Here is an 18,326-nt window from a genome sequence, read left to right on the forward strand (position 1 = left end):
AGCATGACGGAAATTGCTGAAAGGGAAGCTAGCAATGAAAGTCTATTACGATCGCGACGCCGATCTGAACCTGATCTCGGGCAAGAACATCGCCATCCTCGGCTATGGCTCGCAGGGCCATGCCCATGCGCAGAATCTCCGGGATAGCGGCGTCAAGAACGTCGCGATCGCGCTGCGCCCCGGCTCGCCCTCGGCGAAGAAGGCCGAGGATGCCGGCTTCAAGGTGATGTCGAACAAGGAGGCTGCCGGCTGGGCCGACATCCTGATGATCCTCGCCCCCGACGAGCACCAGGCCGCGATCTACGAAACCGATCTCAAGGGCAATCTCAAGCCCGGCGCCGCGCTCGCCTTCGCGCACGGCCTCAACGTCCATTTCGGCCTGATCGAGCCGCCCGCGGACATCGACGTGATCATGATCGCGCCCAAGGGCCCGGGCCACACCGTCCGCTCGGAATATGTCCGCGGCGGCGGCGTGCCCTGCCTGATCGCGATCCATCAGGACGCCAGCGGCAATGCGCATGACGTCGCGCTCGCTTATGCCTCGGGCGTCGGCGGCGGCCGTTCGGGCATCATCGAGACCAACTTCCGCGAGGAATGCGAGACCGACCTGTTCGGCGAGCAGGCCGTGCTCTGCGGCGGCGCCACGGCGCTGGTCCAGGCCGGGTTCGAGACGCTGGTGGAAGCCGGCTACGCGCCGGAAATGGCCTATTTCGAGTGCCTGCACGAGCTCAAGCTCATCGTCGACCTGATGTACGAGGGCGGCATCGCCAACATGCGCTACTCGATCTCGAACACCGCCGAATATGGCGACATCAAGACCGGCCCGCGCATCATCACCGAAGAGACCAAGAAGGAAATGAAGCGCGTCCTCGCCGACATCCAGTCGGGCCGCTTCGTCAAGGACTTCGTGCTCGACAACCGCGCCGGCCAGCCGGAGCTCAAGGCCAGCCGCATCGCCGCCAAGCGCCACCAGATCGAGGAAGTCGGCAGCGAGCTCCGCGCGATGATGCCGTGGATCGGCGCCAACAAGCTGGTCGACAAGGACAAGAACTGAGGCCAGCGCAGGTCGCTCCCTTCGTCACCCCGGCCTTGTGCCGGGGTGACGGAAGTTAGAGGGTGCAGGCTGACACCGCAGAAAGGCGCGCCGCCTCCTCGACCCTGCGGAAACACTCGGTTTCCAACTTGCCGTTTGACCCGGCGCGCATTTCTGCCGACACCTCGCCTCCCAAACAGGAGGTTTCCATGCGCGTCCGCTATCTCGCCCTTGCCGCCACGCTTGCCGTCGCTGCCCCGCTCGTCGCCCAGCAGGCGATGCAGATCCCGGGCCAGAAGAATGCCGCGCTCGTCACCGCCGGCACCTATACCGCCGATCCCGGCCACTCGCTGGTCGAATGGACCGTCGATCACCTCGGCTTCACCCCCTATTTCGGCATCTTCGGCGACGTCGCGGGCACGCTGACGCTCGATCCCAAGAACCTCTCGGCCGCCCAGGTCGACGTGACGATCCCCGTCTCGAAGGTCACCACTGCCAGCGCCGGGCTCACTGCGCATCTGCTGCGCGCGCCCAAGGAAGCCGGCGGCACCGCCGACTTCTTCGGCGCCGCCCCCGCCGACGCGCGCTTCGTTTCGACCAAGGTCGTCGCCTCGGGCACCACCGCCAAGGTGACCGGCAATCTGACGCTCAACGGGGTTATCAAGCCGGTGACGCTCGACGTCTCCTTCTACGGCGCGGGCAAGGCGCCGCAGCAGATGGGCGGCGGCGAGCAGGTCGGGTTCGAAGCCACGGGTTCGATCAAGCGCAGCGAGTTCAATGTCGGCTATGGCATCCCGATGGTGTCGGACGAAGTGAAGCTCAAGATCGTCGCGGCCTTCCTCAAGAAGTAACGCCTTATACTCCCCTCCCTGCAAGCAGGGAGGGGAATCAAAGCTTCAGAACCCGAAGCGCGCCTTTACCCCATAGAAGCGCGGCATCCCCGGATAGCCGGCGTACGTCCCGGTCTGCTCGGGCACCGCAAAGCCGGTGACATAGTAGAATTCGTTGGTCAGGTTCTCGACGAAGAATTCGAGGCTCTTCGACCGGTCGGCGCTCTGCACGCCGATCCGCGCATTGATCAGCGGATAGCCCTGGTTGTAGAGCGCCGTACGCCCGGTGACCGGGTTGGGACTGCTCGACGGGATGTTGACTTCGCTGTTGTAGCGCATGTCCACATGGACGAGCCCCTTGATGTCGCCGCTGATCGTCGGCGTCCAGGTCGTCGAGACCGCTACGGTATGCTCGGGCTGGTTGTTGAGCTGCAAGCCTTCCTGGCCCTGAAGCGGCGTGCCGGTGAAGTCGTTGCTCTTGTCGTACGTCGCCGAGATATAGCTGTAGCCCAGGCGGAAGGTCAGGTCGCGCACCGGCTGGATGATCGATTCGACCTCGACGCCCTTGCTCACCGTCTTGTCGATGTTCTGGACGACGAAGTTGTTGCCGCTGAAGATCAGCGACTGCAGCCCGTGGAAGGTCTGGTAGAAGCCCGCGATGTTGAAGGTGAAGGCGCGGCCCCAGCGCGTCTTGAGCCCGATCTCGAATGCGTCGACCGTCTCCTTGTCGAACTGGAGGTCCGATCCGCGTGCGGTGTTGGTCGTCGTCCCCGGCGCCGGAATCGCGAAGTACGACTGGTCGAGATTGTACCCGCCCGATTTGTAGCCGCGGTCATAGCCGCCATAGAGCAGCACGTCGGGGGTAATCTTGAACGCCAGCTTGGCGGTCCCGGTCAGCGCGTTCTCCGAACGGTCGTCGGTGTAGTTGCCGTTGACCGAGGTGTTCACCACCGGGTTGCAGCTCAGCAGGAACAGGTTGTTGTACAGCGCCGAACTCGCCCCCTGGTAGAGCGCGCGCAGCGTCGCCGCGCGCGGATCCTGGCTGTAGAAGAAGGCGCAGGCCGCGGTGTTGTTGCTGATCGACGCGTCGAGATCCTTGCTCTCATGATTCCAGCGCGCGCCGAGCGTCAGCGACAGATTGTCCGCCAGGTTGATCACATTGTGCGTGAACAGCGCGAAGGCGTTGGTTTTCACGCGGAAATTATCGGTATTGCCCTGCCCCGCCGCGTTCTGGGTCAGCGGCGTGTTGAGATAGGCGAACAGCGGCGATCCGGGAGGCGCGAGCGTCTGGAGCCGGACATTGCCGACGCCGGGCACCGGGATCAGCGGGTTCTGGAGATAGATGAGCTGGCTCGCCAGCGGCACCGTACCTGCGGGCAGCGCCGGACCGCCCTGGAACGAAGCGGCAAGCTGGCCGAAGGTCGGCACCGTCGAGGTGCCGAAGAACTGAGCGCGCACGCCAAGCCCGCCTTGCGCCGGCGGCGCAGCGATCGCAGCGCCGAGCAGCGTGTCGACATAGCGGTTGGCGTCGTTGCCCAGCCGCACCGTGTCACGCAGCTTGTTGGTCTCGTTGAGGTAGAAGCCGCCGATCAGCCAGTCGAGCTTGCCGTCGAACGCCTTGCCGTTGAACCGCACTTCCTGGGTGAAGTCGGTCATCTCGGTGAGATAGCCGTCGCGATAGGCGCGATCGATCCCGGAGAAATCGATGTCCTGGTTCCGCCGCGCGCGCCAGTCGCGATAAGCAGTGATCGAGGTGAACGACACGTCGCCCAGATCCCAGTTAAGCTCGCCCGAGACGCCCCAATCGCGCACGCGCTCGCTGAAATCGCGATTGGGCGAGATCGCCATGCGGCGCTCGCGCGGCGCACCGGTGTAGAGCCCGTCGAGCCCCTGCGCCGCGGCGATGCCTTCGATTGCCGCCGCGGTCGGCCCGCGGATCACGCTCACCGCGCCGCAGCACTGCTCGTCGGTCTCGTAATAGTCGCCGATCAGCCGGAAAGTGATGTCGCCGGTATCGAGCAGCGCCTGGCCGCGCGCGTACCAGCGATTGACGTCGTTGATCGAACGATCGCTGTTGACGTCCTCGATGTAGCCGTCGCGCTTGCGATAGCCGCCGTCGAGCCGCAGCGCGAGCTGCTCGGAGACCGGCCCGGTCAGCCCGCCGCGCGCTTCGATCGCGTTGTAATTGCCATAAGTGAACTCGCCGAACCCGCCGAATTCGAACTTGGGTTGTGCCGTGACGATCGACAGCGCGCCGGCAGAGGTGTTGCGGCCGAACAGCGTGCCCTGCGGCCCGCGCAGCACTTCGATCCGCTCGAGCTCGGGAAGCTCGGCCACCGCGACGCCCGCACGCGCACGATAGACGCCGTCGATGAACACGCCGACCGCGGGCTCGAAGCCGGGATTGTCGCCCGCGGTGGTGATGCCGCGGATATAGAGCGTGGTGCCCGTCGCCGAGGACTGGCCGGTCGAGGTCTGCACCGAAGGCGCGATCTGCTCGAGCCCGCGAATGTCCTGCACGCCTGAATTGGCGAGCAGCTCGGCGGCCAGCGCGGTCACCGCGACTGGAATGTCCTGCACGGTCTCGTTGCGCCGGGTAGCGGTGACGACGATGTCGTTCGCACCCTGATATTCCTCGGTCTGGGTCTCGTCGCCCGCCCGGGCGGCGGGATCGGCGGTGTCCTGCGCGAAGGCCGGGGTCGCGAGCAGCAGGCTCAGCGCGGTAGCCGCAAGCAGATCGAGCTTCTTCATGGGGTTCGTTCCCTCCTGGATCGTCGCCGGATTATGGTTCGGTGTCGGCGTTGCTTTTATTGCGTTCGAAACTAACGCTGCATTTCTTAGCCCGTCAACGGGGGCAAAGTGCGGAACACCGCGGTTTCCCGTCGTTTTTGGCCAGGCGGGTCGAAGATGCAACAGGTAGGGCACGGCAACATCGCAGTTGCCGTAACGTAAATCGGGTTAAGGCTGGAAGGATACGCAATGGCACAAATTCACGATCCTGCGGAAGACGGCGATCTCGTCGCCGGCCCCGCCAAGATCGCCGTGCCGGAGGAGGTCGCCAACGCGATCCGCACGCTGATTCGCTGGTCTGGCGACGATCCCGACCGCGAGGGGCTGATCGACACGCCGCACCGCGTCGCCCGCGCCTGGAAGGAATATTGCCAGGGCTATGGCGAGGATCCCGCATATCACCTTGGTCGCGTGTTCGAGGAAGTCGGCGGCTATGACGAGATCGTGCTGCTCAAGGACATCCCCTTCCAGTCGCATTGCGAGCATCACATGGCGCCGATCATCGGCAAGGCCTCGATCGCCTATCTTCCCAAGGACCATGTCGTCGGCATCTCCAAGCTCGCGCGCGTGCTCCACGCTTTCGCCCGCCGGCTCCAGGTCCAGGAGCGGCTCACCGCCGAAGTCGCCGACTGCATCTGGAACGGCCTAAAGCCCGTCGGCGTTGCGGTGGTGATCGAGGCGAGCCACGCCTGCATGACCGCGCGCGGCGTCCGCACCCCCGGCGTCGGCATGGTCACCAGCCGGATGATGGGCGTATTCCGCGACGACGAGCGCAGCCGCCAGGAAGTGCTCAAGCTGATGGGGTATTGAGTGGCGGGGTTTTCTCATTCCTCCCCCGGAGGGGGAGGGGGACCAAGCGCAGCTTGGTGGAGGGGTAGTCTCCACAGGCGATGTCGCTCGTGGAGACTACCCCTCCGTCAGCGTCGCTGCCACCCCCCCCTCCGGGGGAGCATTTAGATGCGCGTTCTCGTCACCGGCGGCGCCAAGCGGATCGGCGCGGGTATCTCCCGCCGGCTCGCGCTGCGCGGCCATGCCGTAGCGATCCACCATCACCGCGCTCCCGACGAAGCCGAAACGCTGCGTAGCGCGATCACCGCCGCGGGTGGCACGGCATGCGTGGTCTCGGGCGAACTCGCCGACGCCGGCACCGCCCCCGCGCTGATCGAGGTGGCGCGCGAAGGGCTGGGCGGCGCGATCGACGGCCTCGTCAACAACGCCTCGCAATTCGCCTGGGACGCGCTGCCGCTCACCGACTTCGCGCTGCTCGACCGCCACATGCGCATCAACTGCGGCGCCCCGGTCGCGCTCGCCTCGGCGATGGCCGCGCAGGACGATCTGGAAGCCGGCGCGGTGGTCAATCTGCTCGACCAGAAGCTCGCCAACCTCAACCCCGATTTCCTCACCTACACGCTGAGCAAGGCCGCGCTCGCCACCGCCACCGAATTGCTCGCCCGCGGCCTCGCCCCACGCATCCGGGTCAATGCCGTCTCGCCCGGCCTCACCCTCCCCAGCCTCGACCAGAGCCCCGAGGAATTCGCGCAGCACGCCCGCCAGAACCTGCTCCAGCAGCCCGTCGCGCTCGACGACATCGCCGCTAGCGTCGAGTATCTGCTCGTCACGCGCAGCATCACCGGGCAGAATGTCTTCGTCGATTGCGGCCAGCGCTTCCTGCCGCGCGACGGCGACGTGATGTTCGAAGGCCGCGAGCGCCCCGATGCCTGACTACGCCATCCACCTCGAAGGGCTCGAAGTCGCGATGGGCCTCGGCATCCACGAAGTGGAGCGCGCCGCCCCGCAGCGCGTGGTGCTCGATGTCGCGATGACCTGCCACTACGACGACGCGCCGCGTGACCGCATCGAAGACGTTGTCGATTACGACTTCCTTCGCGAACAGATCCGCACGCTCGCCGCCTCGCGCCACTTCGAGCTTCAGGAAGTGCTGTGCGACCACGTCGCCGCACTCGCCCTTGCCGACCCGCGCGTGACGCAGGTCCGCGTCCGCTCGATGAAGCTAGACATCTATCCCGACGCCAAAATCGGCTGCGAGATCATCCGCCGCCGCTGACAGGAGAGCTGCCATGACCGACACCGTAACCGGGCTCGAGCTGCGCTCGACCATTTCCAGCGACGCGAAGCTCACGCTCTCGCTCGAGCCCGTGACGCTTTCCCCGCCTGGCCCCGACGAACTGATCGTTCGCGTCGAAGCCGCTCCGATCAATCCGTCCGATCTGTTCCTGCTGCTCGGACCGGCGGATCTTTCCACGCTGCAGGCGGGTGGGACGGCGGAGCGCCCGACCCTGACCGCTGACGTGCCGCAGGGCCGGCTTGCCGGACTGAAGACCCGGCTCGACCAGTCGATGGCGGTCGGCAACGAGGGTGCCGGCACCGTCGTCGCCGCGGGCGAGAACGTGGCGGAACTGCTCGGCAAGCGCGTGGGCATGATCGGCGGGGCGATGTTCACGCAATATCGAAAGATCGCCGCACGGGACTGCATCCCGCTCCCCGACGGCGCGAGCGCGGCCGACGGCGCGTCGATGTTCGTCAATCCGCTGACCGCGCTCGCCTTCGTCGAGACGCTCAAGATCGAGGGGCATAAGGCGCTGGTCCATACCGCCGCCGCGTCGAACCTCGGCCAGATGCTCAACCGTATCTGCATCGCCGACGGCATTCCGCTGGTGAACATCGTCCGCAGCGAGGCGCAGGCCGCGATCCTGCGCGAGATCGGCGCGAAATACATTGTCGACAGCACCGCCGAGGACTTCCGCGAGAAGCTCACCGACGCGATCGCCGAGACCGGTGCCACCCTCGCCTTCGACGCGATCGGCGGCGGCAAGCTTGCCAACACGATCCTTCACGCGATGGAAGCCGCGGCCAACCGCACCGCGACCGAATATAGCCGCTACGGCTCGTCGACCTTCAAGCAGGTCTATATCTACGGCGCGCTCGATCTGGGGCCGACCGAGCTCGATCGCGGCTATGGCTTCGCCTGGGGCGTCAGCGGCTTCCTGCTCACGCCGTTCCTGATCAAGCTCGGCATGGAGGGCAATCTGCGTCTCCGCGCCCGCGTCGCGGCCGAGCTGACCACCACCTTCGCGAGCAACTACACCGCGACGATCTCGCTCGCCGACGTGCTCAAGCCCGATGTCGTAGCCGCCTATGCCAAGAAGGCCACCGGCGAGAAATACCTGATCGACCCGGCGCGCTAGCCCAGCGCGGCAAGCACGAACGCGACCCGCGCCTCGACATCGACCTTTGGCAGGACGAGGGTTTCGTAGCCGAACGCTGGGTAGGCCCGGGCAAGCCGGTCATACTCTGCTTCGGCGCTCGTCAGGTCGTGCCGCCGTTCCTCGTCTTTCACCCATATCTCGGGCCAGGGTGGCGCGAGGAACACCTTTCGATGATAGCGATGCGCGTCCGCCATCGGCGCGGCGACGGCCTCGCCGGTCGCATGCTCGAGCGCAATCGCCGCATCGATCAGGCCGCGATCGAAGAATATCGGGCCCGGCATCGCTTCGGCGGCCGCACGGTCGGCGATCGCCATCGCGACCGCCCGCCGCGCAAATGCCGCAAGATCGACCCACGGAAGCGCGAGCCCGTCCCCGGCAAGTTCCTCGCGCACGATCCGGCGCCCTGGCTCCTCGATGGTCGAGAAGCCTCGCTTTGCCAGAGCCTCGATCAAGGTCGATTTGCCGCCACCCGAACAACCGGAGACGACGACAAAGCGGCTCACCTGTTCAGCCCGCCCGGTTCGCCGCGCTGAGCACCGCGCGCACCGATGCGGTGGCGATATCGGCGTCGATCCCCACGCCGAACACGGTGCGCCCGTCATCGGTGCGGCATTCGACATAGGCGGCGGCCTGGGCGTCGGCGCCGTGCCCGATCGCGTGCTCGCTATAATCGACCACGTCGAGGCTCGGCCCGGTCGTCCCGGCGAGTGCGTCGATCACCCCCGAGATCAGCCCGTTGCCGCGCCCCGAGATCGACCGCTCGACGCCATCGACGGCGATCCGCCCGACGAACACCCGGCTCCCCGCGGCGCCGGTCTCCTCGTAATCGACCAGCGCGATGCGGTCGCCTTCTCCCGGCAGGTACACCGCCTCGAACTTCGCGCGAATATCGGCGGCATTGAGCTCGCGGCTGGTCTCGTCGGCCAGTTGCTGGACATGCTTCGAGAAGTCTGCCTGCATCCGCTTGGGCAGCTTGAGCCCGCGATCCTGCTCGAGCACCCAGGCGACACCGCCCTTGCCCGACTGCGAATTGACTCGGATCACCGCCTCGTAATCGCGCCCCAGATCCTTGGGGTCGATCGGCAGATAGGGCACGTTCCAATATTCGTCGTTGCGCGCCTCCTGCGCCGCAAACCCCTTCTTGATCGCGTCCTGGTGGCTGCCCGAGAAGGCGGTGAACACCAGGTCGCCGGCATAGGGCGTGCGCGGGTGCACCGGGATGTTGGTGCAATAGTTCACCGTGTTGACGATTTCGTCGATGTCCGAAAGATCGAGCCCCGGGCTGATCCCCTGCGTGTACAGGTTGAGCGCGACGGTCACCAGGTCGCAATTGCCGGTGCGCTCGCCATTGCCGAGCAGGCAGCCCTCGACGCGGTCGGCCCCCGCCATCAGCCCGAGCTCGGCCGCCGCCACCCCGGTGCCGCGATCATTGTGGGTGTGCAGGCTGATGACGACGCTGTCGCGGTTCCGGATGTTGCGGCAGAACCATTCAATCTGGTCGGCATAGATGTTGGGCGTCGCCGCCTCGACCGTCGCGGGCAGATTGAGGATCAGCGGCCGCTCGGGCGTCGGGCGCAGGATATCCATCACCGCCTCGCACACCTCGACCGAGAAATCGAGCTCGGCGGTCGAGAAGGTCTCGGGCGAATATTCGAAATGCCAGTCGGTGTCGGGCTGCTTGGCCGCCTCGTCGCGCAGCACCTTGGCGCCCGCCACTGCGATCTCGCGCACTTCGTCGCGCGACATCCGGAACACCACTTCGCGCCACGCCGGCGATACGGCGTTGTAGAGGTGGACGATGGCGCGCTTGGCGCCCTTCAGCGACTGGAAGCTGGTCTCGATCAGGTCCTGGCGCGATTGGGTGAGCACCTGGACGGTGACGTCGTCGGGAATGCGGCCCTCGCGGACCAGCCCCGAGATGAAGTCGAACTCGGTCGCCCCTGCGCTCGGGAAGCCGACTTCGATCTCCTTGATCCCTACCTTGCACAACAGGTCGAAGAAGCGCTGCTTCTTCTCGCTGTCCATCGGGTCGATCAGCGCCTGGTTGCCGTCGCGCATGTCGGTGGAGAGCCAGCGCGGCGGCCGGGTGATCGTCTTCGAGGGCCATTGCCGATCGGGCAGGTCGACCTGGGGAAAGGGACGGTATTTGACGCTCGGATCGCGCAACATGGGTAGCCTCTCAAGGGAGTCGCGGCCGCGCCGTAGCGCGAGCCCGTTCAAGCTGGAAGTCTTGCCCTTAGGGACGTGCGCGTGACGCGATCGGCCCCTAAGGGCGGATAAGTCGCAGAAGGCACAGCGCGTCGGTCACGGCGCGATAATGGCGCGGCCTACGGGGCTTGTCCACCACATCAAGAAAATCCTCATATTTGATCGGCATAGCCGATGCCACTGCGCGCACACCCAAGGATTTGGCATGCTTCAGCTCGTCTATGTCAGCAGCGTCAGCCCCAATGCCGGGCCGATCGATGCGGCCGCGATCCTCGCCGCATCGCGCGCCAACAACGCCCGCGACGGCATCACCGGCCTGCTCTATTCAGACAGCGCCCGCTTCCTCCAGGCGCTGGAGGGACCGGCCGAGCAGGTCGAGGCGGCGTTCGAGCGCATCCGCCGGGACCCGCGCCACCGCGCGATCGTCCTGCTCTCGCGCCGCACGATCGAGGCGCGCGAGTTCGGCGAGTGGTCGATGGCGCACCGCACCGCCGGCACCGATGCCGAACGCTTCATCGCGCGCATCGGCGAACTCGCCGCCGATGCCGCCGCCGACGTCCGCGCCACGTTCGAGGGCTTCGCCAAGGTACGTCGCGCGGCCTGACGCCTATTCGTCCGCGTTGTCGCTCACGACGGCGTCGGCGACATTCTCCTCGACGGGCGCGCTGTCGTTCGCAGCCTCGGGGGTCGCCTCGGGCTCCGGGGTCTCGCTCGCCTTGGGGCTGGGCGTGGCGACGATCTCGGCCATCGGGGGGGCGTCCGAATAATTGGTGCCCGTGGTGCCGCCACCGCCGCATCCGCTCAAGCCCACTACCCCGACCAACAGCAGCAACCGCATCGTTTCCCTCCCACGAAGAGGGAGTGCGATAGCACGCCGCCCTCCCCGCCGCACGGCAAAAGCCGGCGCGCGGAGGCGCTATGCCGCGCTTTCCGCCGAGGCGGCGCACGAACACGACGAAGTGTTGCGCAGGGGCAACCATCCGCGTCCAGCCGCGCTTACACCTTGCAAACCAAGGAGAAATTGCATGGCGCAAGGGCTGAAACGCGGCGATCGGGTCACCTGGAAATCGCACGGCGGCACTGCGCATGGCAAAGTGCTCTCTAGACAGACGCGCGATACCACGATCAAAGGGCATCAGGTCCGTGCATCCGAGCACGAACCACAGTACATCGTCGAGAGCGACAACGGCGGGAAGGCTTCGCACAAGCCGGCGGCGCTGACGAGGGAATAGCCCGGAAACGGGTGCGAACAGGAGAAGACAGAATGGCCGAGACTAAAGCACGCGGTGGCATCGCCAAGCCGGTAACGCCTTCGCCGGAGCTGGCCGCGATCGTCGGCACCGCCGACCTGCCCCGCAGCGAGATCGTCAGCAAGATGTGGGAATACATCAAGAAGAACAACCTCCAGAACCCTGAAAACAAGCGGGAAATTCTGGCGGACGCGAAGCTGAAGCCGATCTTCGGCGCGGACAAGGTGACGATGTTCGAGATGAACAAGCACATCTCCAAGCACGTCAAGTAAGGTCGCTGCCGGCACCCGCCGGCGCACCGTACGAACAGCAGCGGGGCGGGTCTCTAAAGAGGCGCGCCCCGTTCGCGTTTCAGTCGCCCGGATCGCCCACCGATCGGATGGTGATGAACAGCGTCCGCCCCACATGCGAGCGATCAGTCCCCGACTCGTCGAGCGTGAAGGCGAGCCCCGATCCCCGCACGATCGTCTTCTCCGGCGCCCAGCGGTCGCGCTTTTCCACAGAAATCTTGGCGTCGGGCAGGCACGCGGCGATCTGCGCGGCGACGCCCGCCTCGGTGATCTCGCTGGGCAACAGGCTGCGCTTGCAGAGATAGACCCGCGGATAGCCGTTGCAGCCCGCCGGACCGAGCAGCCCCGGCGCGAACTTTGCAGCACTCAGGCTGGCGAACGGCACTTCCTCGCGCGCGCCCTCGGCCAGCCGCGCGATGTCGGCGCAGATCGGATCGGCAGCCTGCGCGATCAGCGCAACGGCAAGCAGCATTTGCATCGGTGCGTCTCCCCTGTCTGGTCACAGCCTCGCGCAACTGGCATTGCGCATGGCTGAACAGGAGATCCCCATGTCCGAGCGTTTCGAACGCCACCGCCAGCCCTGGCGCACCGACGAAGTCCAGAAGCTGCATACCCTCGCCAAGAAGGGCATGGCACTGAAGGCGATCGCCAAGGCGCTCACCCGCAGTGAGGAATCGGTCAAGGAACGCGCCAAGGCCGACGGGCTGAGCATCGCCAAGCTGCGCTGAGCGGGTTGCGCGCTCCAGACAGGTTCATCGCTGGAACGGGATAGCCGGCAGGCGAATGCTTTCGACCGTCACTGGCCGGTTGCCGAGGAAGGCGCGTAGCACTGGCTGGATCGCGGTTTCGCCGAACATGTCGAACTGGTGCGCTCCGTTCTCGATAACCACAACCTTCGCATTCGGCAGGCCGAGCGCAATTTCGCGTGCATTCTCTACGGGCGTGCGCGCATCCAGGTCGCCCACTAGGATGAGCGCGGGCACATCGCTGCGTACCGGCATGCGATAGTCGGCGCCAAGGTCGGCGTCGGGCCAGGCGGTATGCAATTCCATGGTTGGAAAATTCATCGCACTGCCCAGAAGTGCCGCTTTTGCTTCGCGTCGGATACGCTCTACGCGGGACGGACTGGCATAGGATGCGACATCCATCATTTGCTTCATCGCCGATCCGAGACGCCACGTACGCGACGAAAGGAGGAGCGGGCCGACCCGGCTGAAATCACCGGCGGCCATTTCGCGGTACGCTATCGGCAGCGTGGCCAATGCCCGAGGGTCGCCGAGCGCTTGCGCAGTCAGCCGTTGCAAGTCGAACGCGCCGACCGTGATGCGCTGCTCCGCCCCGTTTGGCTGCGCCACCGTCAGCAGGACCGGGCGGCGACGGAGGCGATCGAGGACGGTCCGCATGACGTCGGGCAATTCGGGAGCGCTTGCGCGTTCGCCGATGCGGCGGATTACCGCATCGGTCTGAGACGGGAGCTTAAGCGTATGGTCGGGCCCCTCTGGACCAACCAGGATCAGCCGCGCGATGCCTTCCGGATGGCGCCGCACCGTCGCGAGTGCGAGGTGCGAGCCATAGCTTCGGCCCCACAGGCTGATCCTGGCATAGCCCAGCGCGCGCCGGACAGCATCGACATCGTCAGCGCTCTCGATACTGTTATATGCCGCAAGGTTGACGCCGCTATCGACAAAAAGCCGTCTCGCGCGGCGCGCGGCAGCCTCGATCGGCGGCAGCCATGCCTCGATCGAGCCAGCTACCTCAAACGGCAGCATGATGGGGTCCGGCAATGCGAGGTTGGGCTGCGATCGGCCGGTGCCGCGCTGATCGAAGCTGACCACGTCTCCGCCCATCAGATCCAGCAACGCAGCGGCACGCGCCGCAGGCAAGCCCGACAATAATCGCGTGCCGGAATCGCCCGGGCCGCCCGCTAGCAGCATGTTGGCCACCCCCTGCCCCGCCCCTGCCCAGCGAATCCGGACCACCGCCAGACGGATCTGCCGGGGTCGCGGCGCGGCATCTGCACGGCGCTCCGGAACGCTGACGAACCCCGTGGTGATTTCCATCGTCCGCCCATCGGGAGCGGCCCGGGGTCGCGCCTGGATCTGCTCGAGGACCGGGTCAGTGCTCTGCGCCTTGATGGGGCCGGCAGCCAGTATCGCGAGGATTGCGCATACGGCTTTCGCCAGTGTCCGCGCCGTCATCGAACAGCTCCGGCACGCAGGGCCTCGAGCATGCGCTTGTTATTCATCAAATCCGCGAGGCGTGCCCTGGATTGCAGAAGCACGAGCGTGGAGACCCCGATCAGCCCTAGCCCCAAGCTGCCGGCAGCCCACCCCGCAGGGGACTGGGTCACTGCGGCGATTGCGAACGCACCGGTCGTGAAGATCGTCGTGAATGCCAGTGCCAGCCAGCCGGCGACGACCCGCTGGCGAGCGAACAGCACCCGGCGCGCGGTGAGCACCCAGGCCGCATATCCCGACCACAGGCCGCCGATTGCCGCGAGCACGGCGAAAGCGGTGCGCGTGCGCAACGGCAAGTCGGGCTCGGTTAGCCATAGCGAGACCAGGACGATCGTCATGGCAAGCGCCGCCGCCAGCAGGGCTCCGTGAGCGATGCGCGGCCATAGCGACAGCTGCGCCGCCGCGATCCGGCGTACGATCTCGGCATGATCGGCATCTCGAGTAGCGTTCACAGCGTGTCTCCCATTTCCAGTTCACGGCGCAGCAACCGCCGCGCACGATGCAGACGCGATTTGACGGTACCGGCGGGGACCGCCAGCGCCGCCGCGGTTTCCTCGATCGTCAGTTCGTGCAGGTAGAAGAGCGTCAGTATTTCGCGCTCGACAGGCGGGAGCCGTTCAAGCCCCGCCTCCATGCGTTCGATATCGTCCTGTTCGTCGAAGGATTCGTCCTCCTCCGGCAGGTCGAGATCGTGGACCGGTGACGGCGCCTTGTATCGGCGCCGCAGCGCATCGATGGAGGCGCGGTGCGCGATACCGAAAAGCCACGCGCGAAAACATCGAGGCTCTTTCAGTCGGTCGATGCCCCGCAACACCCGGACCCAGATTTCCTGCGAAAGCTCCGCCGCCGCCTCGGAATCCTCGCTAACTCGGCGGGCATAGCCGGCGACCGGGCCCGCCCATCGCACGATCAGCGCTTCGAACGCGTCGCGCTCGCCCAATTGGCAGCGAACGACGAGCAACGCGTCCTCGATCTGCATTTCTTCGCTCGCGCCTGTTTGCGGCATTGGTTCGCCCGTCCTTTCCCTTCTGTAGTCGCGGGCCTGCCCGAAAGGTTCACGGCAGCCGCCACATGTCAGCCGGCTGCAGTCCCGGAGAGAAGCCGAAATTCACCAAGGGGTGACGAACCCCGCCCCCGCGGCTAACGCGCCAGCATGCCTCAGTACGACGCGATCATCCTCGGCGCAGGCGCCGCCGGCCTGATGTGTGCCGCTGTCGCCGGGCAACGCGGGCGGCGCGTGCTGCTGCTCGATCACGCCGATCGGGTCGGCAAGAAGATCCTCATCTCCGGCGGCGGGCGGTGCAATTTCACCAATATTCACACCGCGCCCGATCGCTACCTTTCGGCCAACCCGCATTTCGCCAAGTCGGCGCTCGGCCGCTACACTGCGCAGGACTTTCTCGACCTCGTCGAGCGCCACGGCATAGCCTGGCACGAAAAGACGCTGGGCCAGCTGTTCTGCGACGGCTCGGCGCGCCAGATCGTCGACATGCTGCTCGACGAGTGCGCACGCGGCGAGGTGACGATCGGCACCGGCCACAGCATCGGCGCGATCGATCATGCCGATGGCGTGTATCGGGTCGGCGACGACACGGCCCCCGCTCTGGTCATCGCCACCGGCGGGCCGTCGATCCCCAAGATGGGCGCCACCAGCTTCGCCTATGACCTCGCCCGCCGCTTCGGATTGAAGGTGGTGGAGCCCCGCCCCGCGCTCGTCCCGCTCACCTTGCCCCCCGACCAGGCGCTGTTCCGCGAACTCTCAGGCGTATCGACCGACGTGGTCGCGCGTGCTGGCAAGGCCGCCTTCCCCGAAGCGGCGCTGTTCACCCATCGCGGCCTCTCGGGCCCCGCGATTCTCCAGGTGTCGAGCTATTGGCGCCACGGCGAACCGATCGCGATCGACTTCCTTCCCGGCCGAAACCCTGCCTGGCTCATCGAGGCCAAGCGCGCCCGCCCGCGCACCACGCTGCGCAAGTTGCTCGGTGAAGCGCTGCCCGATCGCCTTGCCGAAACGCTCGCCGAGCAGCTTGCCCTCCCCGGCGACATCGCCAACCTTGCCGATCGCAAGCTCCACGAGGCCGCACGCCGCCTCGCCGGCTGGACCTTCCTCCCGAACGGCACCGAAGGTTTCGCCAAGGCCGAAGTCACGATCGGCGGGATCAGCACCGCCGATCTCTCCTCGCAGACGATGGCGGCCCGGAAGGTGCCCGGCCTCTACGCGATCGGCGAGGCGGTCGACGTCACCGGCTGGCTCGGCGGCTATAACTTCCAATGGGCCTGGGCCAGCGGCTGGGCAGCCGCACAGGTTCTTTGAAATCAGAAGGAAACATTTGATTTACCGTCCGGCAACGCTTCAGCAACATGAATTTGATCGGTCGTCCTGCCGGCATAATGTTTCATAAAGCACGCTCTGCCGCGCTTTCCCTAGCGTCTTCGCGCCCCGCAGGATTCCCACTCGTAAAAACCCTTATTGATTTTTTTGCGGCATCGAATGTTTCCGCCGCATGTCCTCTACAAAGGATCAAAGGTTCCGCGCACGTAAAGTGCTGGAGCCGGCTCCTCGGGTCGAACCTCCGCCGGAGCCAATCCAAGGAGGACGCATTTTGAACATCGATTGGTTCAGGGCCACCGCGCCCATTCGCCTCAAGCTGCAGGTGGCGCGCAACGCAATCCTCGCCGCGATGGTCGCGATCGCGCTCGTCGCGCTGTTCGCCCCCACCCTCGTTGCGGCCCCGCTCGTCGCGCTGATCATCGTCGGCTCGGCGATCCAGCTGGTGCGCTACAGCGCCGCGATCGCCGATCCCTATGTGTCGACCGTGGTGCGCATGGAAGGTCTTGCCGCGGGCGACCTGACCACGCCGATCGAATTCACCGACTATAAGGATTGCGTCGGCCGGATGACCCAGGCGATGCTCGCCTTCCGCGACGCCGCGGTCGAGCAGAACCGCCTGTCCGCCGAACAACAGGTCGCGGTCAGCCGCCTGGGCACCAGCCTCGAGCGCATGACCCATGGGGACCTTACCGCCGAGATCGGCAACGACTTCCCCGCCAGCTATGCCGAGCTGCGCACCAACTTCAACGAAGCACTTGCCTCGCTTCGCACGCTGATCGGCTCGGTTATGGAAAGCGCTGCGTCGATCCAGACCGGCTCGGGCGAGATCGCCCAAGCGTCGGAAGACCTTGCCCGCCGCACCGAAGCCAATGCCGCGAGCCTCGAGGAGACGTCGGCAGCGGTGACCCAGATGGACGGCCGCCTCAAGGCCACTGCCGCCTCGGCCGGCCGCACCGTCGAGCGCGCCGATGATGCCATCGCCACGGTCTCGGGCGGCCGCGCGGTCGCCGACGACGCGGTGCAGGCGATGAGCCGCGTCGCCGACGGCGCCAAGGGCATCGACAGCGTCATCGAGGGCCTCGACAAGATCGCCTTCCAGACCCGCGTCCTCGCGATGAACGCGGCAGTCGAAGCCGGCCGGGCGGGTGAAGCGGGCCGCGGCTTCGCGGTCGTCGCCGACTTGGTCTCCGCGCTTGCGATGCGCTCGGAAGAAGAAGCCGCCCGCGCCCGCGACCAGCTGACCGCCACCCAGACCGACATCGTCGCGGCGGTAGAGATGGTCCAGAAGGTCGATCACGCGCTCGCCGATATCGCCGGCGACGTCGGCGAGGTCCATGGCCTGCTCGGGCAGATGGCGGCCGACAACCAGGCGCAGTCGACCGCGATCACCGAGATCAGCGTCGCAATCGGCACGATGGACCAGTCGACCCAGCAGAACGCCGCGATGGTCGAGGAAACCTCGGCTGCCGCGCGCAACCTCTCGGGCGAAGTCGCCGCGCTCGCCGATCAGGCTGCCCGGTTCGATGTCGGCAACGGCACCGCGCCGCGGTCCTCCCGCGCCAAGGCGCGCTTCGATGGCCCGGTCAAGCCGCTCCCCGCCGCCGCGGTCTCCGCCCTCAGGCGCAGCCCCGCCGGCGACGACTGGGCGTCGTTCTGACCCTCAGGAGGCGCCGCACCCCGCGGCGCCTCCTATCGGCCCAATCCCTGCGTCCGCTTCGCCGCGATCGCGCTGCGCAGCGCCTCGGTCCGCCCGCGCAGCATCGCCGTCTCGGCATCCGAATAGCCGCCGCGCGCATATCGCGAGCTCACTGCCTCGATCCGCAAGCCTTCGCGTCGCAGCGCCCGCGCCTCGCGCCGGCTGAGCTGCCCCGCCTCGCGCGCATCGTGGATATCGTCGCGCAGCCCGCCTAGCTCGCGCCCGATCGCCACCCGCTGGGTCCGCGCGGCATCCCCCGGCACATCGGCGAGGATGTCCCCGCGGAACGACGGACTGCCCGAAAGCCCGCGCATCGATCCGGAGATCTGCGCCGACGCTGGCGCCGCAAAAACCACGAGAACCCCTGTTCCGATCGCAAGCCAGCGCATGCCCATCTCCCTGCAACGCCCCAGCCTCCCTTGCCTCCACTGAA

21 protein-coding genes are annotated in these 18,326 nt (G+C 66.5%); 12 read left to right on the top strand and 9 right to left on the bottom strand.

Annotated elements, in window-relative coordinates; genetic code table 11:
* The first annotated feature begins 34 nt into the window (after positions 1-34).
* Positions 35-1,054 carry a ketol-acid reductoisomerase gene (gene ilvC / locus RZN05_RS09315; RefSeq protein ID WP_317226337.1) on the top strand — a complete coding sequence of 340 codons (1,020 nt, stop codon included), beginning with the start codon at positions 35-37 and terminating at the stop codon, positions 1,052-1,054.
* Positions 1,055-1,242: 188 nt separating this feature from the next.
* A complete protein-coding gene (locus tag RZN05_RS09320) occupies positions 1,243-1,884 on the top strand; it encodes a YceI family protein (RefSeq protein ID WP_317226338.1) in 642 nt (213 codons plus the stop codon).
* A gap of 45 nt (positions 1,885-1,929) precedes the next feature.
* Here the strand turns inward: RZN05_RS09320 and RZN05_RS09325 are convergent, their stop codons facing one another.
* Complete coding sequence (locus tag RZN05_RS09325; RefSeq protein ID WP_317226339.1) at positions 1,930-4,614, bottom strand: TonB-dependent receptor; 2,685 nt, start codon at positions 4,612-4,614, stop codon at positions 1,930-1,932.
* A 228-nt stretch (positions 4,615-4,842) separates the two neighbouring features.
* On the opposite strand from RZN05_RS09325, the gene folE reads away from it, so the two are divergent.
* The 4 genes from folE (at position 4,843) to RZN05_RS09345 (ending at position 7,859) form a co-directional block, all read left to right on the top strand.
* Positions 4,843-5,463: a GTP cyclohydrolase I FolE gene (gene folE, locus RZN05_RS09330; protein ID WP_317226340.1), complete on the top strand. Its 621-nt coding sequence runs from the start codon at positions 4,843-4,845 to the stop codon at positions 5,461-5,463.
* 147 nt (positions 5,464-5,610) lie between these two features.
* Positions 5,611-6,375: an SDR family oxidoreductase gene (locus tag RZN05_RS09335; RefSeq protein WP_317226341.1), complete on the top strand. Its 765-nt coding sequence runs from the start codon at positions 5,611-5,613 to the stop codon at positions 6,373-6,375.
* Complete coding sequence (locus RZN05_RS09340; protein WP_317226342.1) at positions 6,368-6,718, top strand: dihydroneopterin aldolase; 351 nt, start codon at positions 6,368-6,370, stop codon at positions 6,716-6,718. The genes RZN05_RS09335 and RZN05_RS09340 overlap by 8 nt, the downstream gene beginning before the upstream one ends.
* Positions 6,719-6,731: 13 nt before the next feature.
* The gene (locus RZN05_RS09345; protein WP_317226343.1) at positions 6,732-7,859 is read left to right on the top strand and encodes a zinc-binding dehydrogenase; all 1,128 of its coding nucleotides are present in this window, start codon (positions 6,732-6,734) and stop codon (positions 7,857-7,859) included.
* Here the strand turns inward: RZN05_RS09345 and RZN05_RS09350 are convergent.
* Positions 7,856-8,383 carry an AAA family ATPase gene (locus tag RZN05_RS09350; protein WP_317226344.1) on the bottom strand — a complete coding sequence of 176 codons (528 nt, stop codon included), beginning with the start codon at positions 8,381-8,383 and terminating at the stop codon, positions 7,856-7,858. The two genes, RZN05_RS09345 and RZN05_RS09350, sit on opposite strands and share 4 nt — an antisense overlap.
* 4 nt (positions 8,384-8,387) lie before the next feature.
* On the bottom strand, positions 8,388-10,049 hold the full coding sequence (leuA, locus tag RZN05_RS09355; RefSeq protein WP_317226345.1) for a 2-isopropylmalate synthase: 1,662 nt from the start codon (positions 10,047-10,049) through the stop codon (positions 8,388-8,390).
* A 244-nt stretch (positions 10,050-10,293) separates the two neighbouring features.
* Between leuA and RZN05_RS09360 the strand changes: the two genes are divergently transcribed.
* Positions 10,294-10,692, top strand: a complete 399-nt coding sequence (locus RZN05_RS09360) for a BLUF domain-containing protein (protein WP_317226346.1) — start codon at positions 10,294-10,296, stop codon at positions 10,690-10,692.
* A gap of 3 nt (positions 10,693-10,695) precedes the next feature.
* On the opposite strand, the gene RZN05_RS09365 is transcribed toward RZN05_RS09360, so the two are convergent.
* Entirely contained in the window at positions 10,696-10,926 is a 231-nt protein-coding gene (locus RZN05_RS09365; protein ID WP_317226347.1) for a hypothetical protein, read from the bottom strand.
* A gap of 187 nt (positions 10,927-11,113) precedes the next feature.
* Between RZN05_RS09365 and RZN05_RS09370 the strand changes: the two genes are divergently transcribed.
* On the top strand, positions 11,114-11,320 hold the full coding sequence (locus tag RZN05_RS09370; protein ID WP_317226348.1) for a hypervirulence associated TUDOR domain-containing protein: 207 nt from the start codon (positions 11,114-11,116) through the stop codon (positions 11,318-11,320).
* A 32-nt stretch (positions 11,321-11,352) separates the two neighbouring features.
* Positions 11,353-11,610, top strand: coding sequence for an SWIB/MDM2 domain-containing protein (locus RZN05_RS09375; RefSeq protein WP_317226349.1), 258 nt, complete (start codon positions 11,353-11,355; stop codon positions 11,608-11,610).
* 79 nt (positions 11,611-11,689) lie between these two features.
* Here RZN05_RS09375 and RZN05_RS09380 read toward each other — a convergent pair whose 3' ends face one another.
* Positions 11,690-12,106, bottom strand: a complete 417-nt coding sequence (locus RZN05_RS09380; protein WP_317226350.1) for a hypothetical protein — start codon at positions 12,104-12,106, stop codon at positions 11,690-11,692.
* 70 nt (positions 12,107-12,176) lie between these two features.
* On the opposite strand from RZN05_RS09380, the gene RZN05_RS09385 reads away from it, so the two are divergent.
* A complete protein-coding gene (locus tag RZN05_RS09385; RefSeq protein ID WP_317226351.1) occupies positions 12,177-12,356 on the top strand; it encodes a hypothetical protein in 180 nt (59 codons plus the stop codon).
* A gap of 24 nt (positions 12,357-12,380) precedes the next feature.
* On the opposite strand, the gene RZN05_RS09390 is transcribed toward RZN05_RS09385, so the two are convergent.
* The 3 genes from RZN05_RS09390 to RZN05_RS09400 are packed head-to-tail and all read right to left on the bottom strand — an operon-like array spanning position 12,381 to position 14,844.
* Positions 12,381-13,826 carry an alpha/beta fold hydrolase gene (locus RZN05_RS09390; protein ID WP_317226352.1) on the bottom strand — a complete coding sequence of 482 codons (1,446 nt, stop codon included), beginning with the start codon at positions 13,824-13,826 and terminating at the stop codon, positions 12,381-12,383.
* The gene (locus RZN05_RS09395) at positions 13,823-14,317 is read right to left on the bottom strand and encodes a hypothetical protein (RefSeq protein ID WP_317226353.1); all 495 of its coding nucleotides are present in this window, start codon (positions 14,315-14,317) and stop codon (positions 13,823-13,825) included. Before RZN05_RS09395 ends, RZN05_RS09390 begins: the two co-directional genes overlap by 4 nt.
* Complete coding sequence (locus RZN05_RS09400; RefSeq protein ID WP_317226354.1) at positions 14,314-14,844, bottom strand: RNA polymerase sigma factor; 531 nt, start codon at positions 14,842-14,844, stop codon at positions 14,314-14,316. The genes RZN05_RS09395 and RZN05_RS09400 overlap by 4 nt, the downstream gene beginning before the upstream one ends.
* 174 nt (positions 14,845-15,018) lie before the next feature.
* Between RZN05_RS09400 and RZN05_RS09405 the strand changes: the two genes are divergently transcribed.
* The gene (locus tag RZN05_RS09405) at positions 15,019-16,179 is read left to right on the top strand and encodes a BaiN/RdsA family NAD(P)/FAD-dependent oxidoreductase (RefSeq protein ID WP_317226355.1); all 1,161 of its coding nucleotides are present in this window, start codon (positions 15,019-15,021) and stop codon (positions 16,177-16,179) included.
* A 289-nt stretch (positions 16,180-16,468) separates the two neighbouring features.
* The gene (locus RZN05_RS09410) at positions 16,469-17,854 is read left to right on the top strand and encodes a methyl-accepting chemotaxis protein (protein WP_317226356.1); all 1,386 of its coding nucleotides are present in this window, start codon (positions 16,469-16,471) and stop codon (positions 17,852-17,854) included.
* 32 nt (positions 17,855-17,886) lie between these two features.
* On the opposite strand, the gene RZN05_RS09415 is transcribed toward RZN05_RS09410, so the two are convergent.
* Positions 17,887-18,282 (bottom strand): hypothetical protein, encoded by a 396-nt coding sequence (locus RZN05_RS09415; protein WP_317226357.1) that lies wholly within the window; start codon positions 18,280-18,282, stop codon positions 17,887-17,889.
* Positions 18,283-18,326: the final 44 nt, after the last annotated feature.

The sequence above is a fragment of the Sphingomonas sp. HF-S4 genome, assembly GCF_032911445.1.
GTDB lineage: Bacteria > Pseudomonadota > Alphaproteobacteria > Sphingomonadales > Sphingomonadaceae > Sphingomonas > Sphingomonas agrestis.